The 24,656-nt window shown below is 69.6% G+C and carries 23 protein-coding genes and 1 pseudogene; 10 read left to right on the top strand and 14 right to left on the bottom strand.

Annotation, left to right across the window (positions count from 1 at the left end):
* The first annotated feature begins 43 nt into the window (after positions 1 to 43).
* Positions 44 to 565, top strand: coding sequence for a hypothetical protein (locus tag J2W78_RS13130; RefSeq protein ID WP_253371101.1), 522 nt, complete (start codon positions 44 to 46; stop codon positions 563 to 565).
* A gap of 13 nt (positions 566 to 578) precedes the next feature.
* Here the strand turns inward: J2W78_RS13130 and J2W78_RS13125 are convergent, their stop codons facing one another.
* The 3 genes from J2W78_RS13125 to nrdR are packed head-to-tail and all read right to left on the bottom strand — an operon-like array spanning position 579 to position 2,903.
* Positions 579 to 1,217 carry a riboflavin synthase gene (locus tag J2W78_RS13125; RefSeq protein ID WP_253371099.1) on the bottom strand — a complete coding sequence of 213 codons (639 nt, stop codon included), beginning with the start codon at positions 1,215 to 1,217 and terminating at the stop codon, positions 579 to 581.
* A gap of 1 nt (position 1,218) precedes the next feature.
* The gene (gene ribD / locus J2W78_RS13120) at positions 1,219 to 2,295 is read right to left on the bottom strand and encodes a bifunctional diaminohydroxyphosphoribosylaminopyrimidine deaminase/5-amino-6-(5-phosphoribosylamino)uracil reductase RibD (RefSeq protein WP_253374033.1); all 1,077 of its coding nucleotides are present in this window, start codon (positions 2,293 to 2,295) and stop codon (positions 1,219 to 1,221) included.
* 50 nt (positions 2,296 to 2,345) lie between these two features.
* Positions 2,346 to 2,903 carry a transcriptional regulator NrdR gene (gene nrdR / locus J2W78_RS13115; RefSeq protein ID WP_253371097.1) on the bottom strand — a complete coding sequence of 186 codons (558 nt, stop codon included), beginning with the start codon at positions 2,901 to 2,903 and terminating at the stop codon, positions 2,346 to 2,348.
* A gap of 148 nt (positions 2,904 to 3,051) precedes the next feature.
* On the opposite strand from nrdR, the gene J2W78_RS13110 reads away from it, so the two are divergent.
* Entirely contained in the window at positions 3,052 to 3,243 is a 192-nt protein-coding gene (locus J2W78_RS13110; RefSeq protein ID WP_253371095.1) for a hypothetical protein, read from the top strand.
* Between the two features lie 292 nt (positions 3,244 to 3,535).
* Here the strand turns inward: J2W78_RS13110 and glyA are convergent, their stop codons facing one another.
* The 8 genes from glyA to J2W78_RS13070 all read right to left on the bottom strand — a co-directional run bounded on the left by glyA (position 3,536) and on the right by J2W78_RS13070 (position 9,588).
* Positions 3,536 to 4,840: a serine hydroxymethyltransferase gene (gene glyA / locus J2W78_RS13105; RefSeq protein WP_253371093.1), complete on the bottom strand. Its 1,305-nt coding sequence runs from the start codon at positions 4,838 to 4,840 to the stop codon at positions 3,536 to 3,538.
* Between the two features lie 367 nt (positions 4,841 to 5,207).
* Positions 5,208 to 5,693: a F0F1 ATP synthase subunit B family protein gene (locus J2W78_RS13100; RefSeq protein ID WP_253374032.1), complete on the bottom strand. Its 486-nt coding sequence runs from the start codon at positions 5,691 to 5,693 to the stop codon at positions 5,208 to 5,210.
* Between the two features lie 90 nt (positions 5,694 to 5,783).
* Positions 5,784 to 6,389 carry a F0F1 ATP synthase subunit B family protein gene (locus J2W78_RS13095; protein ID WP_253371091.1) on the bottom strand — a complete coding sequence of 202 codons (606 nt, stop codon included), beginning with the start codon at positions 6,387 to 6,389 and terminating at the stop codon, positions 5,784 to 5,786.
* 197 nt (positions 6,390 to 6,586) lie between these two features.
* The gene (locus J2W78_RS13090) at positions 6,587 to 6,814 is read right to left on the bottom strand and encodes a F0F1 ATP synthase subunit C (RefSeq protein ID WP_003601125.1); all 228 of its coding nucleotides are present in this window, start codon (positions 6,812 to 6,814) and stop codon (positions 6,587 to 6,589) included.
* Positions 6,815 to 6,874: 60 nt separating this feature from the next.
* A complete protein-coding gene (locus J2W78_RS13085; RefSeq protein ID WP_003601124.1) occupies positions 6,875 to 7,630 on the bottom strand; it encodes a F0F1 ATP synthase subunit A in 756 nt (251 codons plus the stop codon).
* Between the two features lie 136 nt (positions 7,631 to 7,766).
* Complete coding sequence (locus tag J2W78_RS13080) at positions 7,767 to 8,120, bottom strand: AtpZ/AtpI family protein (protein ID WP_253371089.1); 354 nt, start codon at positions 8,118 to 8,120, stop codon at positions 7,767 to 7,769.
* Positions 8,121 to 8,283: 163 nt separating this feature from the next.
* Positions 8,284 to 8,937, bottom strand: a complete 654-nt coding sequence (locus J2W78_RS13075) for a DsbA family protein (protein WP_253371087.1) — start codon at positions 8,935 to 8,937, stop codon at positions 8,284 to 8,286.
* Positions 8,938 to 9,111: 174 nt separating this feature from the next.
* A complete protein-coding gene (locus J2W78_RS13070) occupies positions 9,112 to 9,588 on the bottom strand; it encodes a DUF721 domain-containing protein (protein WP_253371085.1) in 477 nt (158 codons plus the stop codon).
* A gap of 171 nt (positions 9,589 to 9,759) precedes the next feature.
* Here J2W78_RS13070 and mutY point away from each other — a divergent pair, with 171 nt between their 5' ends.
* Positions 9,760 to 10,974, top strand: a complete 1,215-nt coding sequence (mutY, locus tag J2W78_RS13065) for an A/G-specific adenine glycosylase (RefSeq protein WP_253371084.1) — start codon at positions 9,760 to 9,762, stop codon at positions 10,972 to 10,974.
* Between the two features lie 58 nt (positions 10,975 to 11,032).
* On the opposite strand, the gene J2W78_RS13060 is transcribed toward mutY, so the two are convergent.
* Positions 11,033 to 12,229 carry a site-specific DNA-methyltransferase gene (locus J2W78_RS13060; RefSeq protein ID WP_301288577.1) on the bottom strand — a complete coding sequence of 399 codons (1,197 nt, stop codon included), beginning with the start codon at positions 12,227 to 12,229 and terminating at the stop codon, positions 11,033 to 11,035.
* Between the two features lie 429 nt (positions 12,230 to 12,658).
* Here J2W78_RS13060 and J2W78_RS13055 point away from each other — a divergent pair, with 429 nt between their 5' ends.
* The 6 genes from J2W78_RS13055 to J2W78_RS13030 all read left to right on the top strand — a co-directional run bounded on the left by J2W78_RS13055 (position 12,659) and on the right by J2W78_RS13030 (position 19,966).
* Complete coding sequence (locus J2W78_RS13055) at positions 12,659 to 13,006, top strand: septal ring lytic transglycosylase RlpA family protein (RefSeq protein WP_253371082.1); 348 nt, start codon at positions 12,659 to 12,661, stop codon at positions 13,004 to 13,006.
* 127 nt (positions 13,007 to 13,133) lie between these two features.
* Positions 13,134 to 13,451, top strand: a complete 318-nt coding sequence (locus J2W78_RS13050; protein ID WP_253371080.1) for a polyhydroxyalkanoic acid system family protein — start codon at positions 13,134 to 13,136, stop codon at positions 13,449 to 13,451.
* Between the two features lie 107 nt (positions 13,452 to 13,558).
* Positions 13,559 to 13,780 (top strand): hypothetical protein, encoded by a 222-nt coding sequence (locus J2W78_RS13045; RefSeq protein ID WP_253371078.1) that lies wholly within the window; start codon positions 13,559 to 13,561, stop codon positions 13,778 to 13,780.
* A 155-nt stretch (positions 13,781 to 13,935) separates the two neighbouring features.
* Entirely contained in the window at positions 13,936 to 15,759 is a 1,824-nt protein-coding gene (locus J2W78_RS13040) for an ABC-F family ATP-binding cassette domain-containing protein (RefSeq protein ID WP_253371076.1), read from the top strand.
* 330 nt (positions 15,760 to 16,089) lie between these two features.
* Positions 16,090 to 17,751, top strand: coding sequence for a porin (locus J2W78_RS13035; RefSeq protein ID WP_253371074.1), 1,662 nt, complete (start codon positions 16,090 to 16,092; stop codon positions 17,749 to 17,751).
* A gap of 214 nt (positions 17,752 to 17,965) precedes the next feature.
* A complete protein-coding gene (locus tag J2W78_RS13030) occupies positions 17,966 to 19,966 on the top strand; it encodes a flagellar motor protein MotB (protein ID WP_253371072.1) in 2,001 nt (666 codons plus the stop codon).
* Positions 19,967 to 20,229: 263 nt separating this feature from the next.
* Here J2W78_RS13030 and J2W78_RS13025 read toward each other — a convergent pair.
* Positions 20,230 to 21,462 (bottom strand): annotated as a pseudogene (locus tag J2W78_RS13025) (adenylate/guanylate cyclase domain-containing protein); the annotation flags it as partial.
* 139 nt (positions 21,463 to 21,601) lie between these two features.
* Between J2W78_RS13025 and J2W78_RS13020 the strand changes: the two are divergent.
* Positions 21,602 to 22,195, top strand: a complete 594-nt coding sequence (locus J2W78_RS13020) for an HD domain-containing protein (protein WP_253371071.1) — start codon at positions 21,602 to 21,604, stop codon at positions 22,193 to 22,195.
* Here the strand turns inward: J2W78_RS13020 and J2W78_RS13015 are convergent.
* Positions 22,185 to 24,509 carry a lytic transglycosylase domain-containing protein gene (locus J2W78_RS13015; RefSeq protein WP_253371069.1) on the bottom strand — a complete coding sequence of 775 codons (2,325 nt, stop codon included), beginning with the start codon at positions 24,507 to 24,509 and terminating at the stop codon, positions 22,185 to 22,187. The two genes, J2W78_RS13020 and J2W78_RS13015, sit on opposite strands and share 11 nt — an antisense overlap.
* Positions 24,510 to 24,656 lie beyond the last annotated feature (147 nt).

Genomic DNA, 24,656 nt, shown 5'->3' with positions numbered 1-24,656 from the left:
GCCGCGGCTCGCTCACGACGAAGGGGGCCGGCAGGGGATATTCATGACGATCGGATCGGCGAAATTCTTAGGCAGCGCAGCGCTCGCCTTCTTTCTGCTGGCCGGCAGCGCCGCCCTCGCCAAGAAAGTCACGGTCGTCCCCGGTGATCGGCCGATTTCCGTCGAAATCCCGGCCGCGTGGAAGGTCACCACGATCGACCGTGGCGTCCAGGCCCGGACTGCGGATGAGGAAATCTACCTCTGGTTCGAGAGCTACAAGCCCGCCCAGTTCCAGACCCTGCTCGGCGAGCACAACGCCTACTTCAAGGAGCAAGGCGTCAAGGTGACCGGCGAAGGCCAGTCGAAGGAGGTCGATTTCCCGACCTACAGCCTCAAGGTCACCGAGGTTCCGGCGACCTACGAGAACAAGCCGACGGTGCTGCGCTACCTCTCTGTCGTGCCGAAATCCGATGGCCAGCGCCATTTGCTGGTGAGCTACTGGGCCTCGCCGGAGGGCGACAAGAAGTACGACGCCGAGACGAACCAGATCATGAACAGTCTCGCCGCCTCCTACGACGCCAAGTAAGCCGGGCCGGTCCTCACGCCGGCAACAACCCGCGCGTCTCGGCGAGGCGCGCGGCGTAACGGGCCAGCAGATCGACCTCCAGGTTGATCCGATCCCCCGTGCGGCGCTCCTCCCAGGTCGTGACGGAGAGGCTGTGCGGGATCAGCAGCACCGAGAAGTCGTGGCCCGAGACCGCGTTGACGGTGAGCGAGGTGCCGTCGAGGCAGATCGAGCCCTTCTCGGCGATGAAGCCGGCGAGCGCCGCCGGCGCCCGCAGGGTGAAGCGCTCGCTCGCGCCCCAGGGGTTGTCCTCGCCGGTCACGGTCTCGCGCACAAGGATCTCGGCGATGCCGTCGACATGGCCGGTGACGAGGTGGCCGCCGAGTTCGTCGCCAAGCTTGAGCGAGCGTTCGAGGTTGAGCCGCGTGCCCTCGCGCCATGTGCCGACGGTGGTGCGGGCCAGGGTTTCGGCGGCGGCATCGACCGAAAAGCGGCAGCCCGTCCCGTGCGGCTCCACCGCGACGGCGGTCAGGCAGGGGCCGGAGCAGGCAATCGAGGCGCCGAGCGCGATGCCGGCGGGATCGTAGGCGCTTTCGATCACGATCCGGCGCAGGCGCTCCGAGCCCTCCACCGAGACGACGCGGCCGACATCGCTGACGAGTCCGGTGAACATCTCAGATCCTCTCGTAGGTGACCGCCGTGTCGGGGCCGAAGTCGCGGGCCTCGACCTCGGTGAAGGTGCCGTCGGCGAGGCGGCGGGCGAGGTTGGCCCCGAGCGCCGGCAAGCCGCCGGCCTCGCCCAGCGTGACGGGGCCGGTGATGAGCGTGCAAGCATCGATGAGATCGTGCGCCGCGAGCGCGTCGGCAAGCGCCGGCCCGCCCTCGCTGCAGATCCGGGTCAGACCACGCTCCGCCAGTGCGGTCAGCGCGGCGGGCAGATCGATACGGCCCCCCGCGTCAGTGGGGACGAAGGCGATCTCGACGCCGAAGGAAGCGAGCATCCGCCGGGCATGGGCCGGGGCGCCGCGCCCGGTCAGAACCAGCGTCGGCAGGTCGCGGGCCCCGCGCACGAGATGGCTGGCGGGGTTGAGGCGCAAAGTCGAGTCGAGCACGACCCGCAGCGGCAAACGCCCGGCGAGCCCCGGCAGCCGCACTGTCAGCGAAGGGTCATCGGCGCGGGCGGTGCCGATGCCGACCATGATCGCGTCGGCATGTGCCCGCCACAGATGCACCGCGCCGTCCGCGATCGGACCCGTGATCTTCAGCCGCTCGCCGGTCGAGGGGGCGGCGAAGCCGTCGCGGGTACGGGCGAGCTTGAGGTGCAGGCTCGGGCGACCCCGCGTCACGCGGGCGAAATGGCCGCGATGATCGCGGGCGGCCTCCTCGCGCAGCAGGCCGGTCTCGACCGTGATCCCGGCAGCGCGCAAACCCGCGTGGCCCCGCCCGGCGACACGCGGATCGGGATCCTCGATCGCGGTGACGACGCGGGCGATTCCGGCGGCGATGGTCGCGTCGGTGCAGGGCGGCGTGCGGCCGTGATGCGAGCAGGGCTCGAGGGTGACGTAGAGCGTGGCGCCGCGCGCGGCCTCGCCGGCCATGGCGAGGGCCAGCGGCTCCGCATGCGGGCGTCCGCCAACCGCCGTCACCGCCTGCCCGACGATGCGGCCCCCGGCCACGACGACGGCGCCGACGCTCGGATTCGGCCAAGTCCGGCCGAGATTGCGCCGCCCCAGCGCGAGGGCGAGGCGCATGGCGCGGCGATCGAGAGCTTCCTGCTCGGACACGTCCACGGCTCGCCCTGTCACGCCCGCTTCCGGGCCGGACGGCCGCGGCGCGGGGCAGCCGCCGCCTCGTCGGACGGGGCGGGCACAGCCTGCTCATCTTCGGGAAGGGCGCCTTCGCCCTCCAATCGCTCGCCGAGGGTGCCGAGCAGATCCTGGAAGTCCTGGGCCTCGCGGAAATTCTTGTAGACCGAGGCGAAGCGGACATAGGCGACGTCGTCGAGCCCCTTCAGGCCCTCCATCACCGCCTCGCCGATGGCCTCGCTGGTGACCTCGCCCTCGCCGCCGCTCTCCAGGCGCCGGGTGATGCCGCTGACGAGGCGCTCCACCCGCTCGGGATCGACGGTGCGCTTGCGCAGCGCCACGTCGATCGAGCGCTGGAGCTTGTCGCGATCGAAAGGCACGCGCTTGCCCGAGCGCTTGAGCACGACGAGTTCGCGCAACTGCACCCGCTCGAAGGTCGTGAAGCGGCCGCCGCAATCCGGGCAGACGCGGCGGCGACGGATCGCAGAGGAATCCTCGCTCGGCCGCGAATCCTTCACCTGGGTGTCGGGACCTCCGCAGAACGGACACCGCATCGCGCGCTCACCACCTCGTCCCGGACACTCTCGAAAGCCGCCCCTCTCTGCCCCACCCGCCGCTCAATTGCCAGAAGTGGGATTGCTCGGAACGGGCGCGGCAGGCGTCGCCCCCCGTCGCCGGGATCGGCGCGAAAGAGGGCACGGCGTGCGGCTGTTGTCGGTCCGGCACCACGTCGGCGCGGGTCAGACGGTCGAATTGGAGGAAGAACACCGGCTCAGCGGCGTCGAGGGCCCATTTGAGACGGCAGTGGCCGATGAGCGGGCAGGGGTCGCGGCGCTCATCGGCCACCGTGCCTTCCCCCTCCAGATCGGCGACAGAGCCACCCGAACGGCCTGAGTCGCGATCTGGGCGCCCCGCTCGGCCGACGACAGATGCATCCGCAGAAGCCGGCCGTAATCCGTGTAGAGCGAGAGAGGCAGGGTCGCCCTCCCGAGCGATGCCGCGCAACTTTCGGGCGAAGGACGGCTCGGCCCACATCATTTCAAGGATGCCAGGACGGTACACCCCACGAGACGATAAACCTTACGTGGATCAAGTTTGAGGCCGCCCCGAAACGACAGCGGCCGCGGATCGGGGGATCCGCGGCCGCACCGGCCCGCGTGGCGGGCCGAATGTGCTTCGAGCAGGCTCAGGCGTAGATCGGGAACCGATCGGTGAGGGCGTGGACCTTCTCCTTCACCGCCGCCTCGACCGTGGCGTCGCCGCCATCGCCCTTCTCGGCGATGCCGTCGAGCACCTGAACGATCAGCGAGCCGACCTGCTTGAATTCGGCGACGCCGAAGCCGCGGGTGGTGCTGGCCGGCGTGCCCAGACGGATGCCGGAGGTGATCGTCGGCTTCTGCGGATCGAACGGCACGCCGTTCTTGTTGCAGGTGATGTCGGCCCGCGACAGGGCCGCCTCGGCCGCCTTGCCGGTCAGGCCCTTCTTTTGAAGGTCGACCAACATCAGGTGGTTGTCGGTGCCGCCGGAGGTGATGTCGTAGCCGCCCGAGATGATGGTGTCGGCGAGCGCCTTGGCGTTGTCGATGACCTGCTTGGCGTAGATCTTGAACTCGGGCTTCAGCGCCTCGCCGAAAGCCACCGCCTTGGCGGCGATGACGTGCATCAGCGGGCCGCCCTGGAGACCGGGGAAGATCGCCGAGTTGAACTTCTTGGCCAGCGCCTCGTCGTTCGTCAGGATCATGCCGCCGCGCGGGCCGCGCAGGGTCTTGTGCGTCGTCGTGGTGGCGACGTGCGCGTGCGGGAACGGCGAGGGATGCAGACCCGCGGCGACGAGGCCGGCGAAGTGGGCCATGTCGACGAAGAAGTAGGCGCCGACGGAATCGGCGATCTCACGGAACTTGGCGAAGTCCCAGTGACGCGGGTAGCCCGAGCCGCCGGCGATGATCACCTTCGGCTTGTGCTCCTTGGCGAGACGCTCGACCTGCTCCATGTCGATGCGCTGATCCTCACGGCGCACGGTGTAGGAGACCGGCTTGAACCACTTGCCCGAGACGTTCGGGGGGGCGCCGTGGGTGAGGTGGCCGCCGGCGGCGAGGTCGAGGCCGAGGAAGGTGTCGCCGGGCTGCATGAGCGCCATGAACACGCCCTGGTTCGCCTGGGAGCCGGAATTCGGCTGCACGTTGGCGAAGCCGCAGCCGAACAGGCGCTTGGCCCGATCGATGGCGAGTTCCTCGGCGATGTCCACGAACTGGCAACCGCCGTAGTAGCGCCGGCCCGGATAGCCCTCGGCGTACTTGTTGGTCAGAACCGAGCCCTGCGCTTCGAGCACGGCGCGCGAGACGATGTTCTCGGACGCGATCAGCTCGATCTCGTGCTGCTGCCGGCCAAGCTCCTGCGAGATGGCCTTGGCGATCTCGGGATCGGTCTCGGCGAGATGAGACGAGAAGAAGGTGTCGAGGTCGGTGTTGTCGGTCGCAGTTCCGGCGCTCATGAGCGTAGCCTCTTTTCGTTGTTTACGGGCAAACCCACCCGTTCTCCCGTCGGCGTTCACGGGGGTGTTTTTCAGGCACTATTCGTACACGCCGCGGCACCACAGGCCAAGCACAGGTGATTTTTCGCCTGTCTTCAAAATTTTTAACGGGACCGGCCCCGCTCTGCGGCACCGCAGCGCATCGGGCCGACCCCACACACGAAAACACCCGGCAGGGCCGGGTGTCGCAGGACCGATCAAGTCGGTGAGTGGCCGGCCCCGCGAACGAGCCCGAGAACCGTAGCGGCTCCGATCGACGCCGCTTGCCGATTCACGCCCTCTCCTTGCCGAAACACGGCAGGGGCCCGTTCGATCGGCGGCGTCAGGCTCAGGCCTGAAGACGGCTCTTCACGTCGCCGAGGCTGGCGCGGAGGAGATCCTGGGCGGCCGCGCCCTGGAGTCGCTCACGCAGCAGCGTCTCGGAGACCTTCACGGCTGCGTCGGCGGCCGCGGCGCGAACCTGGGCGGAGGCCTGCGCCTCGGCTTGGGCGATCTTGGCCTCGGCGCCCTTGGTGCGGCGTGCCACGAAATCGTTGAGGCGGGCATGGCCCTCGGCGGCGATGCGCTCGGCGTCCTCGCGGGCACCGGCGATGATGGCCTCGGCCTCGCGCTCGGCCTCCGTGCGGCGGCGCTTGTAGTCGGCGAGCACGGCCGCGGCTTCTTCACGCAGGCGGCGGGCTTCGTCGAGCTCGTGGCGCACGCGCTTGGCGCGGCTGTCGAGCCCGTTGGTCATCATCGAGAAGCCGCCGACCCGCCAGACGATGACCAGGAACGCCACGAAGGCGACGGCGACCCAGAATTCCGCGGTCAACAACATGTCGGTCTCAAACCCTTGATCGGCCCTCGGCCCGTCGGGCCGGGGCGGGGTCGGATGGGAGGGGCCGGCAACGGGCCGGCCCTCGGATCAGTGTACGGCGGGCGTCGCGTCGAGGGCGCGGTTCAGGCTCGCTTGGTCGGGGGCCTGGCCGGTCAGCCGCTCGACGATCGCCGAGGCGGTCTCGCCGGCGATCGCGCGGACGTTGCCCATGGCTTCCGTCGTGCGCGTGCGGATGGTCGCCTCGGAGGCGGCGAGCCGCTGGTTCAGCTCGGCCTCGAGCAACTTGCGCTTGGCGTCGGCCTCGGCCGAGAGGGTGTTGCGGGTCTCCTGGGCGATGGCCTGCGCCTTCGCCTGGGCCTCGCGCAGAGACTTCTCGTAGGCGGCGCCGGCGGCGTCGGCCTCGGTCTTCATCCGCTGCGCCTCGGTCAGATCGGACGAGAGCCGGCCGGCGCGGTCGCCGAGGATCGCCTCGATGCGCGGCAGCGCGACCTTGGACATCAGGTAGTAGAGCAGGCCGAAGGCCAGCGCGAGCCAGATCAACTGCGAGAGAAAGGTGTGGCTCTCGAAGGGCGGAAAGGCGCTGCCATGGCCGCCGGAGGGCTGCTCGGTATGGGTGTGCGGGCTTCCCGCCGGGACGATCGTCGTGTCCGCGTTCGGGGAGGGGGTCGTGAGGGGATTCTTCTGCTCGGCCATGGCCCTGTCCGGTGACGTCGGAAGGCCGGCTCCGCGGGCGGAGCGGCCGGATCGGAGTCTCTCAAGAAACCTCCGCTGCGCCGCCGTGTCGAAGGACGGAAGACCGAGCAGAGGAGGTTTCGCGAGACACTCTCAACGAGCGGGGGAGCGCGGGGCGGGCCCTGTGGCCGGCCCGCGCTCCCCCGGAGAACGACGCGTCAGACGGCGAAGAGGAGCAGCAGCGCGACGAGCAGCGAGAAGATGCCGAGCGCCTCGGTGAGCGCGAAGCCCAGGAGGAGGTTGGTACGCTGGCTATCGGCGGCCGACGGGTTGCGCAGGGCGCCCGCGTAGAACTGGCCGAACAGGTTGCCGAGGCCGATGCTGGCGCCCGCCATGCCGAGGCAGGCGAGACCGGCGCCGATGTACTTCGCAGCGACGGGATCCATGAAACACTCCTGAAGTTCGAACGGGGTTCGTTGAGGGCGGAAGGGTCCGGCCGGGACGGATCAGTGGCCGGGGTGGAGGGCGTCGGCGAGATAGACCGCCGTCAGCGTCGCGAAGACGTAAGCCTGAAGGGCCGCGACGAGGAACTCGAGAGCCGTCAGCGCGATGGTGAGCGCGAGCGGCAAGGGCGAGAGCACGCCCCAGGCACCGGCAACCAAGAGCTGGACCACGAAGAAGGCGAAGATCTTCAGCGCGATGTGGCCGGCCAGGATGTTGGCGAAGAGACGAACCGAGAGGCTGATCGGCCGCGACAGGAACGACACGATCTCGATCGGCACCATGATGAGCAGCAGCGGCTTCGGCACGCCCGACGGCACGAACACGCCGAGGAAGTGGGTGCCGTGCTTGGCGACGCCATAGATCACCACGGTCAGAATCACGACCAGCGCGAGGCCGAAGGTGACGATCAGGTGGCTGGTCACCGCGAAGGCGTAGGGGATCATCCCGAGCAGGTTCAGGATGAGCACGAACATGAACAGAGAGAACACGAGCGGCAGGAAGCGCTTGCCGTCCTCGCCGGTCGCCTGGTGCACCGTATCGGCGATGAATTCGTAGAGCGTCTCGGCCAGCGCTTGGAGGCGGCCCGGAACCACGGAGCGCCCGGAGGTCGCCACGATGGTCAGCAGCGCGATGATGCCCACCGCGGCGAACATGTAGAGAGCCGATTGCGTGAACGCGAGCTGCTGGTTGCCGATGTGACCCAGCGAGACGAGCGGCTGCAGCTCGAACTGGTGGATCGGGTCGATACTGACCGCCATGTGCCCGCTTCCGCCCCTTTGTGTGCCGCGCGAGGAAGCCTGTGCGGCTCCCGTCTATCGCGCGTCGCCCTTACACGATGCCGGGCGAGTCTCAAGACCCTTGAGGCGACTTGGAGACCCTGACCGGCGTTCTTTCTCAGTTTTTCTTGGCGCTGAAGCCGCTGACCCGCATGACGTTGTAGATCCCCGTCACGAAGCCCAGCATCAGCAGCACGATCATGCCCCACGGCTTGGTGCCGAAGAGATGATCGACGATGTAGCCGAGGATTCCCCCGGCGATCACGCCCGCGATGAACTCGGTCGAGAGCCGCATGGCCTGACCGAGCGGGGCTGGCCCGCCGGACGTGCCGGTGCGCGCAAGCTTGTCGGGCGCGGCGTTGGGCCGCCTGCCTTCGAGCTGCGTCTCGAGACGCTTCAGCCTCGCGGAGAGATCGCCGTCGGCGGGAGCCTTTTCCGGCCCGCTCCCGTCACCTGCCGGGCCGCCGCTCACGGGCGACCCCACACGTCGTGGGGAGCGGAGGGAAAGGTTTCACCCCCTCGGCGCGGCGCACCATAGTTTCGCCAACCTTGAGTGTCAAGGCGGCCAAAATGCCCACTAAGCTGTTGATGGAACAACATAATTTTTGATTTTTCCACGGCTTTCGGAAGCCGGATCAGGCCCCCAGGATCGGCTTGATGATCTTCTCCATTTCCTCGATCGAGAGGGCACCGGAGCGCTTCTCGCCGTTGATGAAGAAGGTCGGCGTCGATTCGACCTTGAGGGTGTCGAGGCCGCGGGTCTTGACCGCGTTGATGGCGGCGTAGGTCTTCTGGTCCTTGAGGCAGGCCTCGAACTTCTCCTTCGAGAACCCGGCCTGACGCAGAAGCTGCTCCAGGGCATCGACGGGCGATTGCGGCTTGCGCACGAAAGCCCAGTTCTGCTGCTGGTCGAACAGCAGATCGGTGATCGGGTAGTATTTCGCCTCGCCGTCGCAGCGGGCGAGCATGAAGGCGGCGGTGGCGAGCGGATCGAGCGGGAACTCGCGCAGGGTGAAGCGCACCTTGCCGGTGTCGATATAGCGCTCCTTCAGCACCGGCCACGTCGTCGCGTGGAAGTGCGCGCAGTGCGAGCAGGTCATCGAAGCGTATTCGATGATCGTCACCTTGGCGTCCGCCGGCCCGAGCCAGACATCGCCGAGGGGGCCGGGCTGCATCAGCGCGGCCGTGTCGGCCGATTGCGCCAGCGCCTCGAGGGTCAGGCGGGGGAGCAGGGCGGCGGTGCCGAGGGCAAGGCCGGTCAGTTTCAGGGCGTCGCGCCGGGTGATCATGGCAGGGGCGGGCTCCGTTCGCGGGCCGCAACCGGCCCGATACCGCGCGAGGATAGGACGGAATGGCTCCGTCCGGCCGGGGGACGCGTCGCCGCACGGCCTTTCACGAGCCGCTTATCACGCTGCGCCGCCGCCCGCACGTTCTTCGATTTGCGCTTTGCGTGATCCGCGCCGCTATCGCCGCGCCACCACGGCGATGCCGAGCCGGTCGAGGGCGTCGCGCAGGCGCTCCTCCTCGATTCTCGCCACCGCCAGCGCCACCTCGCCGCGCCGCGCCGGGTCGAGAGCCTTTTGCGGGGCGCGGCGTGTCGCCCGATGCACGCGGTCCTGGCGCATGACGATCTTGCCGATGCAGGCCCAGCCGTAATGCGCGTTGACGCGCTGGATCACGATCGGCGCGAGATGCTGGAGTTCGAGGGCGAAGGCGCCCTCCACCCGCACCACCAGCGTGCCGGGCTCCGGCCGCCCCTCCGCATCGCGGCGGGCGCGGCGCGGCCATTCGAGCTTGACCGGCTGGCAGGCCTCGGAGAGCCGCGCGCCCACGATGTCCGGCCACGCGGCGAGGATGTCGGACGAGGCGAAGCCCTGCGCGGCAAACGCCGGACCGATGCAGCCCTCGATCAGTTCGCTCAGCGGTTTGACGCGCGCCATCGGCACTCCGGAACACCAGGGTCGTGCGGCAGGCGCGTCCCTGTCGCGAACCTACCCGAATTGCGGTCCGCACGGGAGTCGGGAGCGGCATGTGGGGGGAGCGACGGCACAGCCGCGTCACATTTCGGCAAGGCGCTGTTTTCGCGGCCGCGCTCCCGCTATGGACGCTTCATGCCCGCCGCCTCGGCCGCCGACCTCCTCGCTTGGTACGATCGCCACCGCCGGGCACTGCCCTGGCGGGCGCTGCCGGGCGAAGAGGCGCATCCCTATCGGGTCTGGCTCTCCGAGGTGATGCTGCAACAGACCACGGTGACGGCGGTCAAACCGTACTTCGAAAAATTCCTGACGCTATTTCCGAGCGTATCGGCGCTCGCGGCCGCGCCGGAAGAGGCGGTGATGTCGGCCTGGGCCGGGCTCGGCTACTATTCCCGCGCCCGCAACCTGCATGCCTGCGCCAAGGCGGTGACGGCCGCGGGCGGGTTTCCCGACACCGAGGACGGCCTGCGCAAGCTGCCCGGCATCGGCGCCTACACGGCCGGCGCCATCGCCGCCATCGCCTTCGACCGCCCGGCGGCGGCGGTCGATGGGAATGTCGAGCGGGTGATGAGCCGGCTGCACGCCATCGAGACGCCGCTCCCCGCCGCCCGCGCGCAGATCCGCCTATTCACGCAGGCCCTGGTGCCGGACCGGCGGCCGGGCGATTTCGCGCAGGCGCTGATGGATCTCGGCGCGACGCTGTGCACTCCGAAGCGCCCGGCCTGTGCCCTGTGCCCCTGGATGCGGCCCTGCCGCGCCCGCGCCGAGGGTTTGCAGGAGACGTTTCCGCGCAAAGTGAAGAAGGAGAAGGGGATCTTGCGCAAGGGCGCGGCCTTCGTCGCGCTGCGGGCCGGCGACGAGGCGGTCCTGCTGCGCACCCGGCCGCCGGAGGGCCTGCTCGGCGCCATGGCCGAACCGCCGACCAGCGATTGGCTGCCCGATTACGATCCCGCCAAGGGCCTGCTCGACGCGCCGCTCGATGCCCGCTGGAAGCGCCTGCCCGGCGTGGTGAAGCACGGCTTCACCCATTTCCCGCTCGAACTCACAGTTTTTCTCGCCCGCGTCGCGGCGGACACGAAGCCGCCGGAGGGAATGCGCTTCACCCCCCGCGACGCGCTCGAAACCGAGCCGCTGCCCGGTGCGATGAAGAAGGTGCTCGTCCACGCGTTCACCGGCCCGGTTCCCGTGGCCGCGCCGAAGCCGGCGCCGGTCCGCGAACCCGATCTGGCCACGATCCCGGAACCCGAGCCGCCGCCGCGGCGCGGGCCGATCCCGAAACCCGCCTCGTCGCGGCCCTCGGATCTGGCGCGGATCGTCAAGAAAGCGCCCAAACCCGTTCGGACGCGATGATGCAGGGCTCCGCCCTGCACCCGCGAAAGGACGTGTCCCTTCGAAAACTCGACGATCGCTATGCTCCGGTCCGGGCCCGCATCTCGCTGCGGTAATCGTCGATGCAGACGAGTTTTCCGCCGCGCTCGGCGTGCCAGAAGGTCCAACCGTTGCAGGCGGGCAGGCCCTGCACCAGGGCGCCGACCTTGTGGATCGATCCCATCGCCGGTCCGACGCTGAGTTGGCCGTCCGGCCGCACCGTCGCCCGGAAGCGACGGCGCTCGTCGGTCAGCGTCTCGCCGGGGCGCACATGCCCCGCCTCGACCACGCTGAGGAACGGGATGCGCGGCTCGGCCCGTTTCGGGGTGGCGAGCGCCAGCGAGGCGGCGGACAGCGTCTCGATACCAGCGATCCGGGCCCGCGCCGCAGCGGCGTAGGTCGGGTCGCGCTCGCAGCCGATGAAGTGGCGCCCGAGACGCTTGGCCACCGCGCCGGTCGTGCCGGTGCCGAAGAACGGGTCGAGCACCACGTCACCGGGATTGGTCGCCGCCATGAGGGTGCGGGCCAGGAGCGCTTCCGGCTTCTGGGTCGGGTGGACCTTGCGGCCCGCCACGTCCTTCAGCCTTTCCTCACCCGTGCAGAGCGGGATGAACCAGTCCGAGCGCATCTGAAGGTCTTCGTTGCCGGCCTTCAGGGCATCGTAATGGAAAGTGTACTTCGCCTGCGGCGAGCGCGAGGCCCAGATCAGGGTCTCGTGCGCGTTGGTGAAGCGCTTGCCGCGGAAGTTCGGCATCGGGTTGGCCTTGCGCCAGACGATGTCATTCAGGATCCAGTAACCGAGATCCTGCAACGCGCTGCCGACCCGGAAGATGTTGTGGTACGAACCGATCACCCACAGCGTGGCGTTCGGCTTCATCACGCGGCGCGCGGCCTTCAGCCAAGCGCGGGTGAAGTCGTCATAGGCGGAAAAGCTGGAGAACTTGTCCCAGTCGTCGTCGACGGCATCGACCACGCTCTGGTCGGGACGGGTCAGTCCCGCCTCGCCGAGTTGGAGGTTGTAGGGCGGGTCGGCGAAGACACAGTCGACGCTTTCCGCCGGAAGACGGTCCATGGCGGCGATACAGTCGCCGACCAGGATTTCGTCGAGGGGTAAGGTGCTGGGAAGACGCTGAACGGAGGGTGCGAGACCCATCCGCGGCGCCGACGCGATCCGCCCGGTACGCGAGACTTGATTCCGGGCGGTGGCGCCGACGACCGCGGTACGCGGGGAAGCCATGGCAAACACCGGTTACGCGACTGACAACCGGACCATGCCCCGATCACGGTAAAGGTCGCGTTTGCCGTCGCCGTATGGTTGCGTCTCGATATGGGGCGGCAGTTTTTGCCGGGCTTCGCCATGCATGGAATGCACGGCTGCAGTGCCACTCGGGCAAGTGCGCGCGAAGCTTTGTCAAGGCTTTCCCTGCCGGACGTGGAGCCCCCCTGAATTTTTACGCGACAAGTTTTGTGAATATCGAATGGCTGAGCGTCAACGTTGCGCCAAGCAATCAATTCTTACTACGACGGAAAACCCCGAAACCGCGATCGATATTCTGACTGCAGCCGCATGCTGAAGCGCAAAATCCCCGTCTTATTTTAGCCGGGATCGGGCTCATTTTCCGCGCCGCTCACAACACGTCGCAAAAGCAAGGGAATGCGATCCTCGATGAAGGTTTCCAACCGGACCGCTGCCGTCTGCCTCGCCACCGTCATCGGCGCCCTCACGGCGCTGCCCGCCCAGGCCCAGGGTGGCCGGGCTTCCTGGTACGGAAGCGGCAAGAAGACGGCCAATGGCGAGCGGTTCAATCCCAACGGTTACACCGCCGCCCATCGTAGCCTGCCCTTCGGCACCCGTGTTCGCGTCACGAACAAGTCCAACGGCCGCTCGGTCGTGGTGCGCATCAACGATCGCGGCCCATTCGTCGGCGGCCGGGTGATCGATCTGGCCCGCGGCTCGGCCCGCGCCATCGGCATGTCGGGCGTCAGCTACGTCTCGCTCAACGTGGTGCGCTGAAGCGAGCACCGCATCCGTTCCATCCGGCGTTGCCGGGGAACCGCCCCCTTCCCATCTTCGTCTCAACCGATGACACGCAGGCCCGGAACGCTTTTCGATCCGGGCTGCAGAGGGATGAGGAGACGAGATGGCGAAGCCGATGGTGGTCGAGATTCCGCATGAACTCGGCCGCGACGAGGCCCGGCGGCGCATCGACGAGGGCACCGTTCGCGTGCGCGAGGCGCTCGGCAAGAGCGGCATCGCCATCAACACCCTGGCCTGGACCGGTGACCGGCTCGACTACTCGGTCACGGCCATGACCCAGACCGTGGACGGCCAGATCGATGTCGGCCAGGACGTGGTGCGCGTCGAGGTGCGCATGCCGCTGCTGCTCGCGATGTTCGCCCAGAAGATCCAGAAGATCGTCGGCAAGGAGGGCAACAAGCTCCTCCTGACCAAGAAATAGCCCGGGCCGGGACAGTGCGGGGACCGGGCGGCGGGAACCGGCTCCGCGACGCCTCGTTGGCGTGACACGGCGGCACGGTGCCCGCCGCCAGCGAGGCTTCGACACCTATGGCCAATCCCGGATCGATCCCGGAGACCCCCGTGCCCGGCCCCGAGACGCCTGGACCGGCGACGCCCGACTCCCCCCAGATCCCCGAGCCTGGTCCCGGCCCGGAAATCCCCGGCGGAACGCCCGTCGAGGCACCCGGCACCACACCGGCCGAGATTCCCGTCGAGAGCCCCGGCCTGCCGGATTCGACGCCGACCGGCCCTGCCAACCCGACCGCCTGAGCGCGTCAGCCGAAGCAGCGACGGCTCCGCGCATCGCGGAAGCCTGAATACGCGGAGGCGGCGCCGACAACCGGGGCCGTCGCTTTCCGGCGATCGTCCAGAAGGCGCGGTCCACTTGCGTTGTTCCGGGCTGCGGCTGCTGCCATAAGCCCGGCATGGCCGCTCCCCCGCTTCTCACCCTCCAAGACGTCGCGCTCACCTTCGGCGGAACCCCGCTGATCGAGCGCGCCGAGTTGACGATCGCGCCCGGCGAGCGCGCCTGCCTCGTCGGCCGCAACGGCTCGGGCAAATCGACCCTGATGCGCATCGCCGCCGGCTTGGTCGAGCCGGACCGGGCCGTGCGGTTCGTGCAGCCCGGCACCACCATCCGCTACCTCGCGCAGGAGCCGGACTTCTCCGGCTTCGAGACGACGCTGGCCTTCGCGGAAGCCGGCCTCGCACCGGGCGACGACGCGCACCGCGCCCGCTATCTCCTGGAGAGTCTGGGTCTCGACGGCACGGAGAACCCCCAGCGCCTGTCGGGCGGCGAAGCGCGCCGAGCCGCGCTTGCCCAGGCGCTCGCGCCCGAGCCCGATATCCTGCTGCTGGACGAGCCGACCAACCATCTCGACCTTCCCGCCATCGAGTGGCTGGAATCCGAGCTGAAGCGCACGCGCTCGGCCCTCGTCCTCATCAGCCACGACCGCCGCTTTCTTTCGGGCCTGTCGCGATCCACCGTCTGGCTCGACCGCGGCGTGACACGCCGGATCGAGCAGGGTTTCTCGAGCTTCGAGGCGTGGCGCGACGCCTTCTTCGAGGAGGAGGAGCGCGACAAACACAAGCTCGACCGCAAGATCGCCGACGAGGAGCACTGGCTGCGCTACGGCGTCACCGCCCGGCGCAAGCGCAACGTGCGCCGCCTCTCCGACCTGCAGAGCCTGCGCAAGCAGAGCCGCGACCACCGCCGCCCGGTCGGGCAGGCGGTGCTGACGGCCAGCGAGGGCGAGGCGTCCGGCACGCTGATCGCGGAAGCCCGGCACGTCTCGAAATCCTACGGCGAGCGCCGGATCGTCCACGACCTGTCCCTGCGCGTGCTGCGCGGCGACCGACTCGGCATCGTCGGTCCGAACGGGGCGGGCAAGACCACGCTGATCAACCTGCTGACCGGCGCGCTCGCGCCCGACTCGGGCGAGATGCGCCTCGGCACCAGTCTGAACATGGTCCATCTCGATCAGGCCCGTGCAGTGCTGGAGGGGAGCGCGACCGTCACGGAGGTGCTGACCGGTGGCAGCGGCGACAGCGTCACGGTGGGCGGGCGCAGCCGCCACGTCATCGGCTACCTCAAGGACTTCCTGTTCGCGCCCGAACAGGCGCGCACGCCCGTGAGCGTGCTCTCGGGCGGCGAGCGCAACCGGCTGTTGATCGCCCGGGCGCTCGCTCAGCCCTCGAACCTCCTCGTGCTCGACGAGCCCACCAACGACCTCGACCTCGAAACCCTCGACCTGCTCCAAGAGATGCTCGGCGACTATGCGGGCACTTTAATTCTAGTGAGCCACGACCGCGACTTCCTCGACCGGGTGGCCGGCACCGTGCTGGTCAGCGAGGGGGAGGGGCGCTGGGTCGAGTATGCCGGCGGCTATTCCGACATGCTTTCCCAGCGCGGGCGCGGCGTCGAGGCACGCAGCGACGGGCGGGAGAAGCCCGCCCGCGAGCGGGCGGAGCCGCGGGAGAAGGCGACACGTGCCGAAGCGGCTCCGGCCCGGACCAAGCTCAACTTCAAGGAGCAGCACGAGCTGAAGACCTTGCCGGTGCGCATGGCCGAGTTGGAGACGGGGATCGCCAAACTGCGCGAGGTCCTGTCCGATTCCGGCCTGTATGGCCGCGATCCCGGCCGCTTCCAGAAGGCGACCGCGATGCTGGGCGCGGCGGAAGCCGAACTCGCCGCCGCCGAAGAGCGCTGGCTGACCCTGGAGATGCAGCGCGAGGCCCAGAACGGCTGATCGAGCCCGAAATGATCCGGCTCGTCGCACCCGGATCCGTGGAAAACTTTTGCGTTTGAGCCGGGATTAAGTTGCGAGGCTGCAACAGAGTGCAGGGAAGCTACTCTGTGTCAGCTCCAAGACAGTCATCTCTGTTGCCCGTACGGCCACGCTCGCTCATGGTGCCGCTGCGGACGGGACAACCCCGCTGCGGCTTGGCCGACAACCCGGTTGGGAAGGGCCAGGCTCCAAGGGAAACAAGGACGGGCCAGAACGACCACGGACATCGTGGGCGCCCGGCCAAAACAGAAGTCCGATCCCGTGGGTCTCGAAACTTCTGGAGGGTATACCATGAAGCTCGTGAAGAGCCTTCTCCTTGGATCGGCAGCGGGGCTGGCCGTCGTGGGTGGGGCTCAGGCCGCCGACCTGCCGGTGAAGAAGGCCGTTCCAATCGAGTACGTCCGCGTCTGCACGGCCTACGGCGCGGGCTTCTTCTATATTCCCGGTACCGATACCTGCCTGCGTGTCTCCGGCCGCGCCCGCGCCGAGTACGGCTATATCGGCAGCGACAACCGCGACATCCCCGGCGGCGGCGACATCTCGGGCTTCACGGGCCTTGCCCGCTTCAACTTCGATGCCCGCACCCAGACCGGCTACGGCACCCTGCGCGCCTTCCTGCGCCTCGACGCCGCGAGCCGCACCGGCAACACGAAGTATTCCTCCGGCACGAACCTGCGCGGCGCCTACGCCTTCTCCGGCACCGGCCAGGACCAGCTCGGCCGCGTTCAGAACTTCATCAACGTCGACAAGGCGTTCGTGCAGTTCGCCGGCCTTACTGCCGGTCGCGCCTCCTCGTTCTTCGACTTCTACGCCCACGACTTCGAGATCATCGGCTCGTCGCTGGGCTCCGATCTGCCGTCCACCAACCTGCTCGCCTACACCCAGAAGTTCGGTGAGGGCTGGTCCGTGACGCTGTCGATGGAAGACCCGAACTACCGCAAGAACCCGCTCTACTCCGACGCGGCCGGCGCGACGGGCCTCGTCCCCGGCCAGGCCGGTCTGAACAACGTGTTCACCACGGCGCCGACGCCGATCATCCTCGGCACCAACGCCGCGGGCAACGCCACCGCCGTGGCCTTCGTCGACGCCGTGCAGCGCTCGCGCCTGCCCGACTTCGTCGGCTCGCTGCGCTACGACGCCGCCTGGGGCTCGGCCCAGTTCTCGGCCGCCGTCAAGGACATCAACACCGGCGGCTTCATCGCCGGGTCCTCGGTCGGCGTCCCCGGCACCGGCGGCGTGCTGGCCACCAACACCGCGGCGGCCCTGGCGGCACGCGGCATCAACGCCGGCGCGCAGACCGAATACGGCTGGGCCGTCCAGGGTGGCATGAAGTTCAACCTGCCCTTCATCGCTCCCGGCGATGGCCTCTACCTCCAGGGTGCCTACGGCGAGGGTGCCTCGTTCTACACCGGCATCAACCGCTTCACCGCCGGCTACCTGAGCAACGCCTCGGTCTACGCGGGCAACCCGTTCAACCAGTACCTCTCCGACGCCGTAGTCAACCCGCTGACCGGCCGCATCGAACTGTCCAACAGCTTCACGGCGGTGGCGTCCTACCTCCACTACTGGTCACCCGAGTGGCGTTCGGCCTTCTACGCCAGCTACGGCGAGATCTGGTTCTCCCAGGGCGCCCGTCAGGCCATCAGCCAGGCGAACTCGGTGGTCGGCGCGGCCTCGACTGTGGCTCCGCCCTCCTACCTCACCAACGCCGTCGGCTACAGCCTCAGCCCCGCCCTGCGTGACACCTATCAGGTCGTCACCGGCGCGAGCCTGATCTGGTCGCCGGTCAAGGATCTCGATATCGGCGTCGAGGGCCAGTACATCAAAACCGGCGTCAAGAACGGTCGCGTCTCCGACAGCGACAAGGGTGGCTTCGTGAACAACATCCCGACCCGCACGGTCAGCAGCGAGGACGTGTTCCAGGCCCGCTTCCGGGTGCAGCGCGACTTCTAAGCCGAACCGGCACCCCGCCCGCGCGGGGGCCGGACACGACGGACACCTTCCAGACCCCGGCCTCGCGGCCGGGGTTTTTTGTTGATCGACAACCGATCGAAACGCGGGCAGGCACGAATCAGCGCCCGTCGGCGCGAGACGGGCGTGGCCTTCAAAGCGCCCCGATGGGCCTGTCTTCTGGCCACCATCGCCGGCCGCCGAGGAGGTCGAGCCCATGTCCAAGCTTTCGGAAATACCGCCTTCGCCGATACCGCCGCCCGGCCGCTCGCCCCGGTCTCGACTGATTCGGGCCGGCTGGATCGCCGGCCTTCCGCTTCTGGCCCTGATCGCCGCAGCGGCTTATTTCGGCATGCTGCGGGTCACGGAACGCCTCGAGCGGGAGGCCGCGGCGATCGCCGCCGCGACCGGCGAGGGACAGCCCGAGCCCTGGCTGCGCGTCTCGGTGACGGGCCGCGACCTGACCGCGACGGGCGAAGCACCGGAAGCCTCCCAGCGCGAGGCGTTCGTCGGTCGGCTGGCCGCCATCGACGGCATTCGCCGCCTCACCGACCGGACCGGTGTGATCGAGGACGTGTCCCCCTTCGTCTGGTCGGTGGAGCGCCCCGCCACCGGTCGCGTCGAGGCCACCGGCAGCCGACCGGCCGAGGTCGGCGCCTTCGAGCTGGCGCAGCGCCTGAAGCCGGCCCTGCCGCGTGACGCCACCTTGAGCGACCATGCCCGAGCGGCGCGGGGCGCCCCGCGCGACTTCCCCGACGCCGCGGCCTTTGCCGTGGAGCGGCTTCAGGATCTCACCACCGGCGCCGTCGCCACGCTCAACGACACCGTGATCTCGATCCGCGGCGAAGCGGCGAGCCTGGCCGCCTACGACGCCCTGCGCACGGCGCTGGCGACCCCACCGCAGGGCTACACTCTCGGTACGATCGAGATCACGCCGCCGGTCATCGGAGACTTCCGGTTCGGCGTCTCCCGCCGGCCGGACGGCAGCCTCGAACTGAACGGCCACGTCGCCTCGGAAAGCGCCCGCGAGGAAATCCGTGCCGCCGCCGCGGACGCCGCGGAGGGGGCCGCCATCGATGATCGCCTGCGCGACGCCCGAGGCCTGCCGCAGGGCATCGACGGCCCGGCATTGATGCGCTTCGTATTCCAGCTTTCGGGCCTGCTGCACGAGGGACGCGTCAGCTTCGAGGGGGCGGCGGTTTCGGTCGAGGGCAATGCGCTCGATGCCGGAGCGGTCACCGAGGCGCAGACGCTGATGCGCGACGCCCGGCCCTCCGGCATCGCCGCGGGCCGGGTGACGCTCACCGCTCAGCCCATTGTCCCTTACGTCCTGCGGATCCGCCGCGGCAGCGACAGCGTCACGGTAAGCGGCCATCTGCCGGATCGGGCGACGCGCGAGGCGCTGCTGGCCCGGCTCAATCCGCGCTTCTTCCGCGAATCGATCCAGGACCGTACCCGCCTGGCCGACGGTGCCCCGGCCGGTCTGGCCACAGCGCTCGCGGCGGCGGTCGATCCGTTCTCGACGCTGGCGAGCGGGGAACTGACGATCACCGGCACCAGCCTGCGCCTGACCGGCACCAGCCTCTATCCGGAGAGCGCCGCCCGCCTCGCTCAGTCCCTGCCGAAGGCGATGCCGGCAGGCTGGAACGCCACGGTGTCCGTTGCTTCGGACGCGGCCCCCGCGGCGACGACTGAGATGGGCCCGTGCGGACAGCGCCTTGCCGAGCGCACCGCCGGGCATCCGCTGCGCTTTGCTCCGGGCAGCACGGCGCTCGCGCCCGAATTCTACCCGGTGCTCGATGCGGTGGCGGCGCTGGCACGCGCCTGCCCCGCCGAACGGATCGAGGTCGTAGGCCATCTCGATCCGGCCGGGGCGAAGCCGGACGCGCCGGCCGATCCGGTCGCCGAGGAGGCCGCGAAGGAAACGGCACCCAAACCCGCCAAGGCGGAGGCGAAGACGGACACGAAATCCGGCAAGGCCATCAAGGGCAAGGCGGAGACGAAGGAGGCGGCCAAGCCCGCACCGAAACCTGAGCCGAAGCCCGAGAAGACCGAGGCCGAGCGGGCGGATGCCGGCGCCGACCTTGCGCGGGCACGGGCGCTCGCGGTGGTGGATTACCTCCAGAAAGCCGGCGTGCCGCTGGAGCGCACCGCCGCGCCGACGGGCGTCGCACCGCTCTCCGACCGTCAGGGAATCGGCCTCAGCCTACGCTCGTGATCGGGCTCGTCTCCTCGCTCTGGCCCGCGCTGGCGGCGGCGCTGCTGCTCGGCCTCGCCGTCGGCACGCTGACCGGCCTGCCGCGGAGCAGCTTCACCCTGGCTGCGGCCGGCCTTCTCCTCGTCGGCCTCGCCATCCTGGCCGCCCTGGCGGCGCTCCGAACCGTGCCCGGCGCGCCCGGCCTGTGGATCGAGACGGGTGCGCTGCTGCTGGGAGCCTATCTTGCGGGCTGCGCCCTGGGCGGTCTCGGGCGCTCCGTCTCCGGCCGCCGGCTCTGATGCGTCGGCCTCCTCCGCCGCCAGCCCCCAGATCCGCTGCTTGCGCCCGACGCCGCGCAGGGCGAATTCGCCGACGGGGACGAGCGCCGCTCCGCAACGCCGGGCGAAGGCATCCGAGAGGAGCAGCGAGCGCTCCAACCCGTCGCAGAGCCGCTCGATCCGGCTCGCCTCGTTGACCGCCCGGCCGATCACCGTGAAGTCGAGGCGCCGGTCGGTGCCAACATTGCCGGAGACGACGCGCCCGTAATGCAGCACGATGTCCGCCTCCAGGGGCGGCAGCCCGTCCCGGAGGCGGGACGCGTTCAGCCGGGCATTGCGGGCGAGCGCCTCGCGCGCCGCATCGAGCGCCCCGGTGCAGGCCGGGCAGGCGAGGGCGTCCGGCTCGGCCACGGGGAAGACGGCGAGAAAGCCGTCACCGAGGAACTTCGAGATCTCGCCGCCGTGGCGCTGCACCGGCTCGCCCAGCGCATCGAAATGCTCGTTGAGCCAGCCCACCACTTTCAGGGGATCGTCGCGGTCCGCCACCGCCGTGAAGCCGCGCAGGTCCGCGAGCAGGATCGCGGCGTGGACCACCGTGCCCTGGCCGCGCCGCATCTCGCCGGCGAGCACCCGCGCGCCCGTCGCCGGTCCGAGGTAGGTGTCGAGCATCTCGCGCATCGCGTGCGACAGGCTGAGCTTGGCCGTGACAAGGGCAATCACCGGCACGAGCCCGGCCACGGCCGCCTGCTCCACCTCGGTGAAGCCGCCGGGCCGGTCGGTCGCAAACGAGATGCCGACGCCCGCCATGGCGCTGCCGGGCGCGAAGGCGGCGGCATGGAGCAGGTAATCGGTGGCGCCCGCCTGTCTGAGTTCGTTCAGCAACGGAAGGTCGGGGCAGCCGTTCGAGCGCTCGAGCCGCCAGCGCACAAAGGCGAGGTCGTTCGCCTGCAGCCAGCCAACGGGGCTTCGGAAGAAGGTATCCTCGCCCTCCGGGCCGTGCACGGTCGGGAACACCGCCATGCCCTCCCCACGCCGCCACGCGAGGCTCACCCCGCGGAACAGGGGATCGATCACCGGCACCGCGAGGCTGAGGCGCCAGAGTGGGAGACCGGCCGTGACCAGAGCCTCGCAGAACTCCGCGATGATGGCCTCCGCCTCGTCGGACTCCGTCGCCCGCGCGATCAGGCGAGCTTCGATGCCGCGGAGGGCGGGGGCTGAGATCGAGTCCGTGACGGCCATGGCGACCCCACTCTATCGGCGCCCATGCGGCGATCCAAAAGCATAGGGATCGATGCCCTGTGGGAAATCGACCGCACAGCCGCCTTGCCCGGACGCTTCGAACCCTTCAACCGTTCCGCACAATGCCGGGAACAACGACATGGACGACGCTACCGATATCGCGAGCCGATTTGCGTTCCTTAGCGAAATCGACGGTCTCAAGGCGGTGCTGCGCCAGAACCGTACCATCAGCGAGCGCCGACGCGAGAACTCGGCCGAGCATTCGTGGCATCTGGCGATGTTCGCGCTCGTTCTCGGGGATCTCGCACCCGGTCTCGACCTGAACCGCGTCGTCGCGATGCTGCTCGTGCACGACATCGTCGAGGTCGATGCCGGCGACGTGCCGATCCACAGCGCCTACGATTCCGTTGCCCTGGCGCGGGTCGAGGCGGTCGCGGCGGAGCGGATCTTCGGGCTCCTGCCGGAACCGCAGCGGGATCGCTTCCTGGGGCTTTGGCGGGAATTCGAGGCGGTGGAGACGGTGGAGGCCCGGTTCGCCAAGGCGCTCGACCGGCTCCAGCCGCTGCTGCTCAACACGCTGACCGAGGGCGGTACCTGGGCCGAGAACGGCCTGACCGAGGCGCAAGTGATGGCGCGCTACCGGCCGGTGATCGAGCGCGGCATCCCCGGCCTCTGGCCCTTCGTGGAAGCGCTGGTCCGCCGCCACTACCAGGGTCACGACACTACGGCGTGACCGGCTGGGCCTCGGCGCTAACGGCGGTGCGAGCGCCGCGGGCGAGGTCGCGCTCGATCAGGAGCGCGCTCTTGCCGTCGAGGCGGTTGCGGTAGACCTGCAGGTTCTCCATCACCCGCTGCACGTAGTTGCGCGTCTCGGTGAAGGGGATGCGCTCGACCCAGTCGATCGGATCGACATCGGGGCGGCGCGGATCGCCGTAGGCATCGACCCACTTCTTCACGTTGCCGCCGCCCGCGTTGTAGGAGGCGAAGGCGAGGACGTAGGAGCCCTTCCAATCCTCCATCAGCTCGCCGAGATGGGCCTGGCCCAGCCGCGCATTGTAGGCGGGATCGCTGGTGAGCCGGTCCGTTTCGTAAGACGTCGAGACGCGCTTGGCCGTGCGCTGGGCGGTGGCCGGCATCATCTGCATCAGGCCGCGCGCGCCGACACCGGACTGGGCGCGGGGATCGAATTGGCTCTCCTGCCGGGCGATGGCGAAGACCATGGCCCGCTCGACCTGCGGCACCGCGGTGAAGGTCTCGTAATCGGGGATACCGATGGTCGGGTAGGCATGGGTGTCCAGTGCCAGCCCCCTCTGCGTGGCGAGCTTGCCGATGGAGACCAGCGCCCGCGCGTCGCGCATCGCCACCGCGGTCTCACCGAGCGCGTTGACCTGCGCCTCCTCGGTGAGCGAGCGGGCGGCGTCGATGTAGAGCGGCAGCGCCAGTTCCTTCATCTGGGCGGCGGCCAGAAGCTTCAGGCCGCGCATGAAGAGCCGATCGTCGAAGGCGGCGCGGGCCGTCGGGCTCAGCTCGGCGGCCCGGCGCAGGGGCAGGCTGTGCTGGCCGAGCCGGGCGCGGGCGAGCTGCCCGTAATAGGCGATCGGCTGAAGCGCGGCCCGCTCGTAGAAAGCCTTCGATTCGATGGTCTTGCCCGCAGCCTCCGCCGCGCGGCCCTGCCAATAGGCGGCGCGCGCCAGCGAGATTGGTGTCTCGGCGACACTCGCGGCTTGCGCGAAGTGCCGCTCGGCCGCGGCCGGATCGGCCATGAAGCGCAACGCGATCCAGCCGGCGTGGAACTCGGCCTCGATCCGCTTCTCGGAGGTGCGGGCGGAATGCGCGGCGGCCACCGCGTAAGCGGTCTTGGACTCACCCGCATCCATCAGCTTGCGGGCGACGATGCGGCGCTCGACCCACCACGTGTCACCGTCGGCGAGCACCTCGGGGTTGGTGGGCGCGGAGAGCAGCACCTTGGCCGCCTCGGGCGCCTTGTCGGCGCGGCGGAAGTACTGTGCGCGCGAGAGCAGATAGGACGAATCGTTGCGCAGCGACGGCGGCACCGCCGCGAGGGCGGCCGCTGCCCCGGCCTTGCCCTGCACCGCCCGGCGGGCGCGCACGAGGCTGGCATAGGATCCGCCGGCATAGTCGGCGGCGCGGGCAGCAGTGACCCAATCCTCCTTCAGGAGGGCACGCTCCATCCGGTAGCGGTGGTCGATCACCGTGAGCACGCCGGGGAAGGCGTCGGTGACCTTCGCTTCCAGGCTGCGCCCGAAACTCTCCTCGCGCCAGAGATCGTGCACGAGTTCGGCGGCGTCCGCATCGAGCCCGTCGGCACGCAGAGCCAGCGCCAGAGCGAATTTGCCCGGCGCGCTGATGGGCTTGGCGCTTGCGAAATAGGCGCGCACCAAGCCTGAACTCTTCCGCTCGGTGAGCAGCCGCTCCTCGGCCCGGCGGCGCAGCAGGGGGCCAGCCGGCCAATCGGGGTTGGCGCGCGAGAAGGCGACGACCCGCTCGAAGCTGACGCCGGCGCCCGCGCGGATCGCGACCCATTCGAGCAGCGCCCGCGCCGCCGGATCGGAGAATCCGGCGGCGAGCCGATCGCCGTCGGAGACCTTGCCCTTGCGATAGAGGTCGATCGTCTCGCGGAGTTGGCCGAGATCGGTCTCGCCGAAGGCGACCGGCCGGGCCGGATCCGGCACCTCGGGGGAGGGGGCGGCCGGGGACACGGCGGCATCGGGCAGCGGGAAGGCGACCGGGCCGTCCGCTTCGGTGGAGGCGTAGGACGACGCCGCGGCGGGCAGCGGCTTGTCGGACGCCGCCTCGCCGGAACTCGGATCGAGGCGCAGCGCATCCGCCGCGACGGGATCCGAGGCAGGACCCTGGCCGTCGCTCGGCTGCCCGGCGGGCGCGGTGGCGTCACTCGCGGGGGCGGCAGGGGCGGAGGCCGGTTGCGGGTTGCGGAGTTCGATGGCCCCGCCGCGCTGTGGCAGCACGGCCGTGCCGGACAGCAGCAGGCCGAGGAGCAGGGGCAGGGAGCGTGTGGGCAACGCCATGATCTGAGACACCCCGACCGGAGGCCAAGCCTTAAGCTGGGCCCCGGTCCGTTAAGATGGCATTAACTGCGCAAGCGAAGCGTTTGCGCGCGGACGGGGGAGGGCCTATGTCTCGCGCGTCCCAAGCGCGGCCCGCGCGGCGGCAGC

Origin of the sequence: Methylorubrum extorquens (assembly GCF_024169925.1) — a bacterium.
Lineage (GTDB): Bacteria > Pseudomonadota > Alphaproteobacteria > Rhizobiales > Beijerinckiaceae > Methylobacterium > Methylobacterium extorquens_A.
The sequence above is the reverse complement of the archived record's forward strand: the minus strand, read 5'-3'. Positions and strand labels throughout refer to the sequence as shown.

Excerpts from the sequence above, each read along its gene's own strand:
- J2W78_RS13035 (WP_253371074.1), top strand. The coding sequence starts at position 16,090 with ATGAAGCTCGTGAAGAGCCTTCTCCTTGGATCGGCAGCGGGGCTGGCC.
- J2W78_RS13015 (WP_253371069.1), bottom strand. The coding sequence starts at position 24,509 with ATGGCGTTGCCCACACGCTCCCTGCCCCTGCTCCTCGGCCTGCTGCTG.
- J2W78_RS13090 (WP_003601125.1), bottom strand. The coding sequence starts at position 6,814 with ATGGATCCCGTCGCTGCGAAGTACATCGGCGCCGGTCTCGCCTGCCTC.
- J2W78_RS13020 (WP_253371071.1), top strand. The coding sequence starts at position 21,602 with ATGGACGACGCTACCGATATCGCGAGCCGATTTGCGTTCCTTAGCGAA.
- J2W78_RS13085 (WP_003601124.1), bottom strand. The coding sequence starts at position 7,630 with ATGGCGGTCAGTATCGACCCGATCCACCAGTTCGAGCTGCAGCCGCTC.
- J2W78_RS13055 (WP_253371082.1), top strand. The coding sequence starts at position 12,659 with ATGAAGGTTTCCAACCGGACCGCTGCCGTCTGCCTCGCCACCGTCATC.
- J2W78_RS13030 (WP_253371072.1), top strand. The coding sequence starts at position 17,966 with ATGTCCAAGCTTTCGGAAATACCGCCTTCGCCGATACCGCCGCCCGGC.
- J2W78_RS13050 (WP_253371080.1), top strand. The coding sequence starts at position 13,134 with ATGGCGAAGCCGATGGTGGTCGAGATTCCGCATGAACTCGGCCGCGAC.
- mutY (WP_253371084.1), top strand. The coding sequence starts at position 9,760 with ATGCCCGCCGCCTCGGCCGCCGACCTCCTCGCTTGGTACGATCGCCAC.
- J2W78_RS13125 (WP_253371099.1), bottom strand. The coding sequence starts at position 1,217 with ATGTTCACCGGACTCGTCAGCGATGTCGGCCGCGTCGTCTCGGTGGAG.
- J2W78_RS13040 (WP_253371076.1), top strand. The coding sequence starts at position 13,936 with ATGGCCGCTCCCCCGCTTCTCACCCTCCAAGACGTCGCGCTCACCTTC.
- glyA (WP_253371093.1), bottom strand. The coding sequence starts at position 4,840 with ATGAGCGCCGGAACTGCGACCGACAACACCGACCTCGACACCTTCTTC.
- J2W78_RS13075 (WP_253371087.1), bottom strand. The coding sequence starts at position 8,937 with ATGATCACCCGGCGCGACGCCCTGAAACTGACCGGCCTTGCCCTCGGC.
- J2W78_RS13095 (WP_253371091.1), bottom strand. The coding sequence starts at position 6,389 with ATGGCCGAGCAGAAGAATCCCCTCACGACCCCCTCCCCGAACGCGGAC.
- J2W78_RS13060 (WP_301288577.1), bottom strand. The coding sequence starts at position 12,229 with ATGGCTTCCCCGCGTACCGCGGTCGTCGGCGCCACCGCCCGGAATCAA.
- J2W78_RS13045 (WP_253371078.1), top strand. The coding sequence starts at position 13,559 with ATGGCCAATCCCGGATCGATCCCGGAGACCCCCGTGCCCGGCCCCGAG.
- J2W78_RS13130 (WP_253371101.1), top strand. The coding sequence starts at position 44 with ATGACGATCGGATCGGCGAAATTCTTAGGCAGCGCAGCGCTCGCCTTC.
- J2W78_RS13070 (WP_253371085.1), bottom strand. The coding sequence starts at position 9,588 with ATGGCGCGCGTCAAACCGCTGAGCGAACTGATCGAGGGCTGCATCGGT.
- ribD (WP_253374033.1), bottom strand. The coding sequence starts at position 2,295 with ATGCGCCTCGCCCTCGCGCTGGGGCGGCGCAATCTCGGCCGGACTTGG.
- nrdR (WP_253371097.1), bottom strand. The coding sequence starts at position 2,903 with ATGCGGTGTCCGTTCTGCGGAGGTCCCGACACCCAGGTGAAGGATTCG.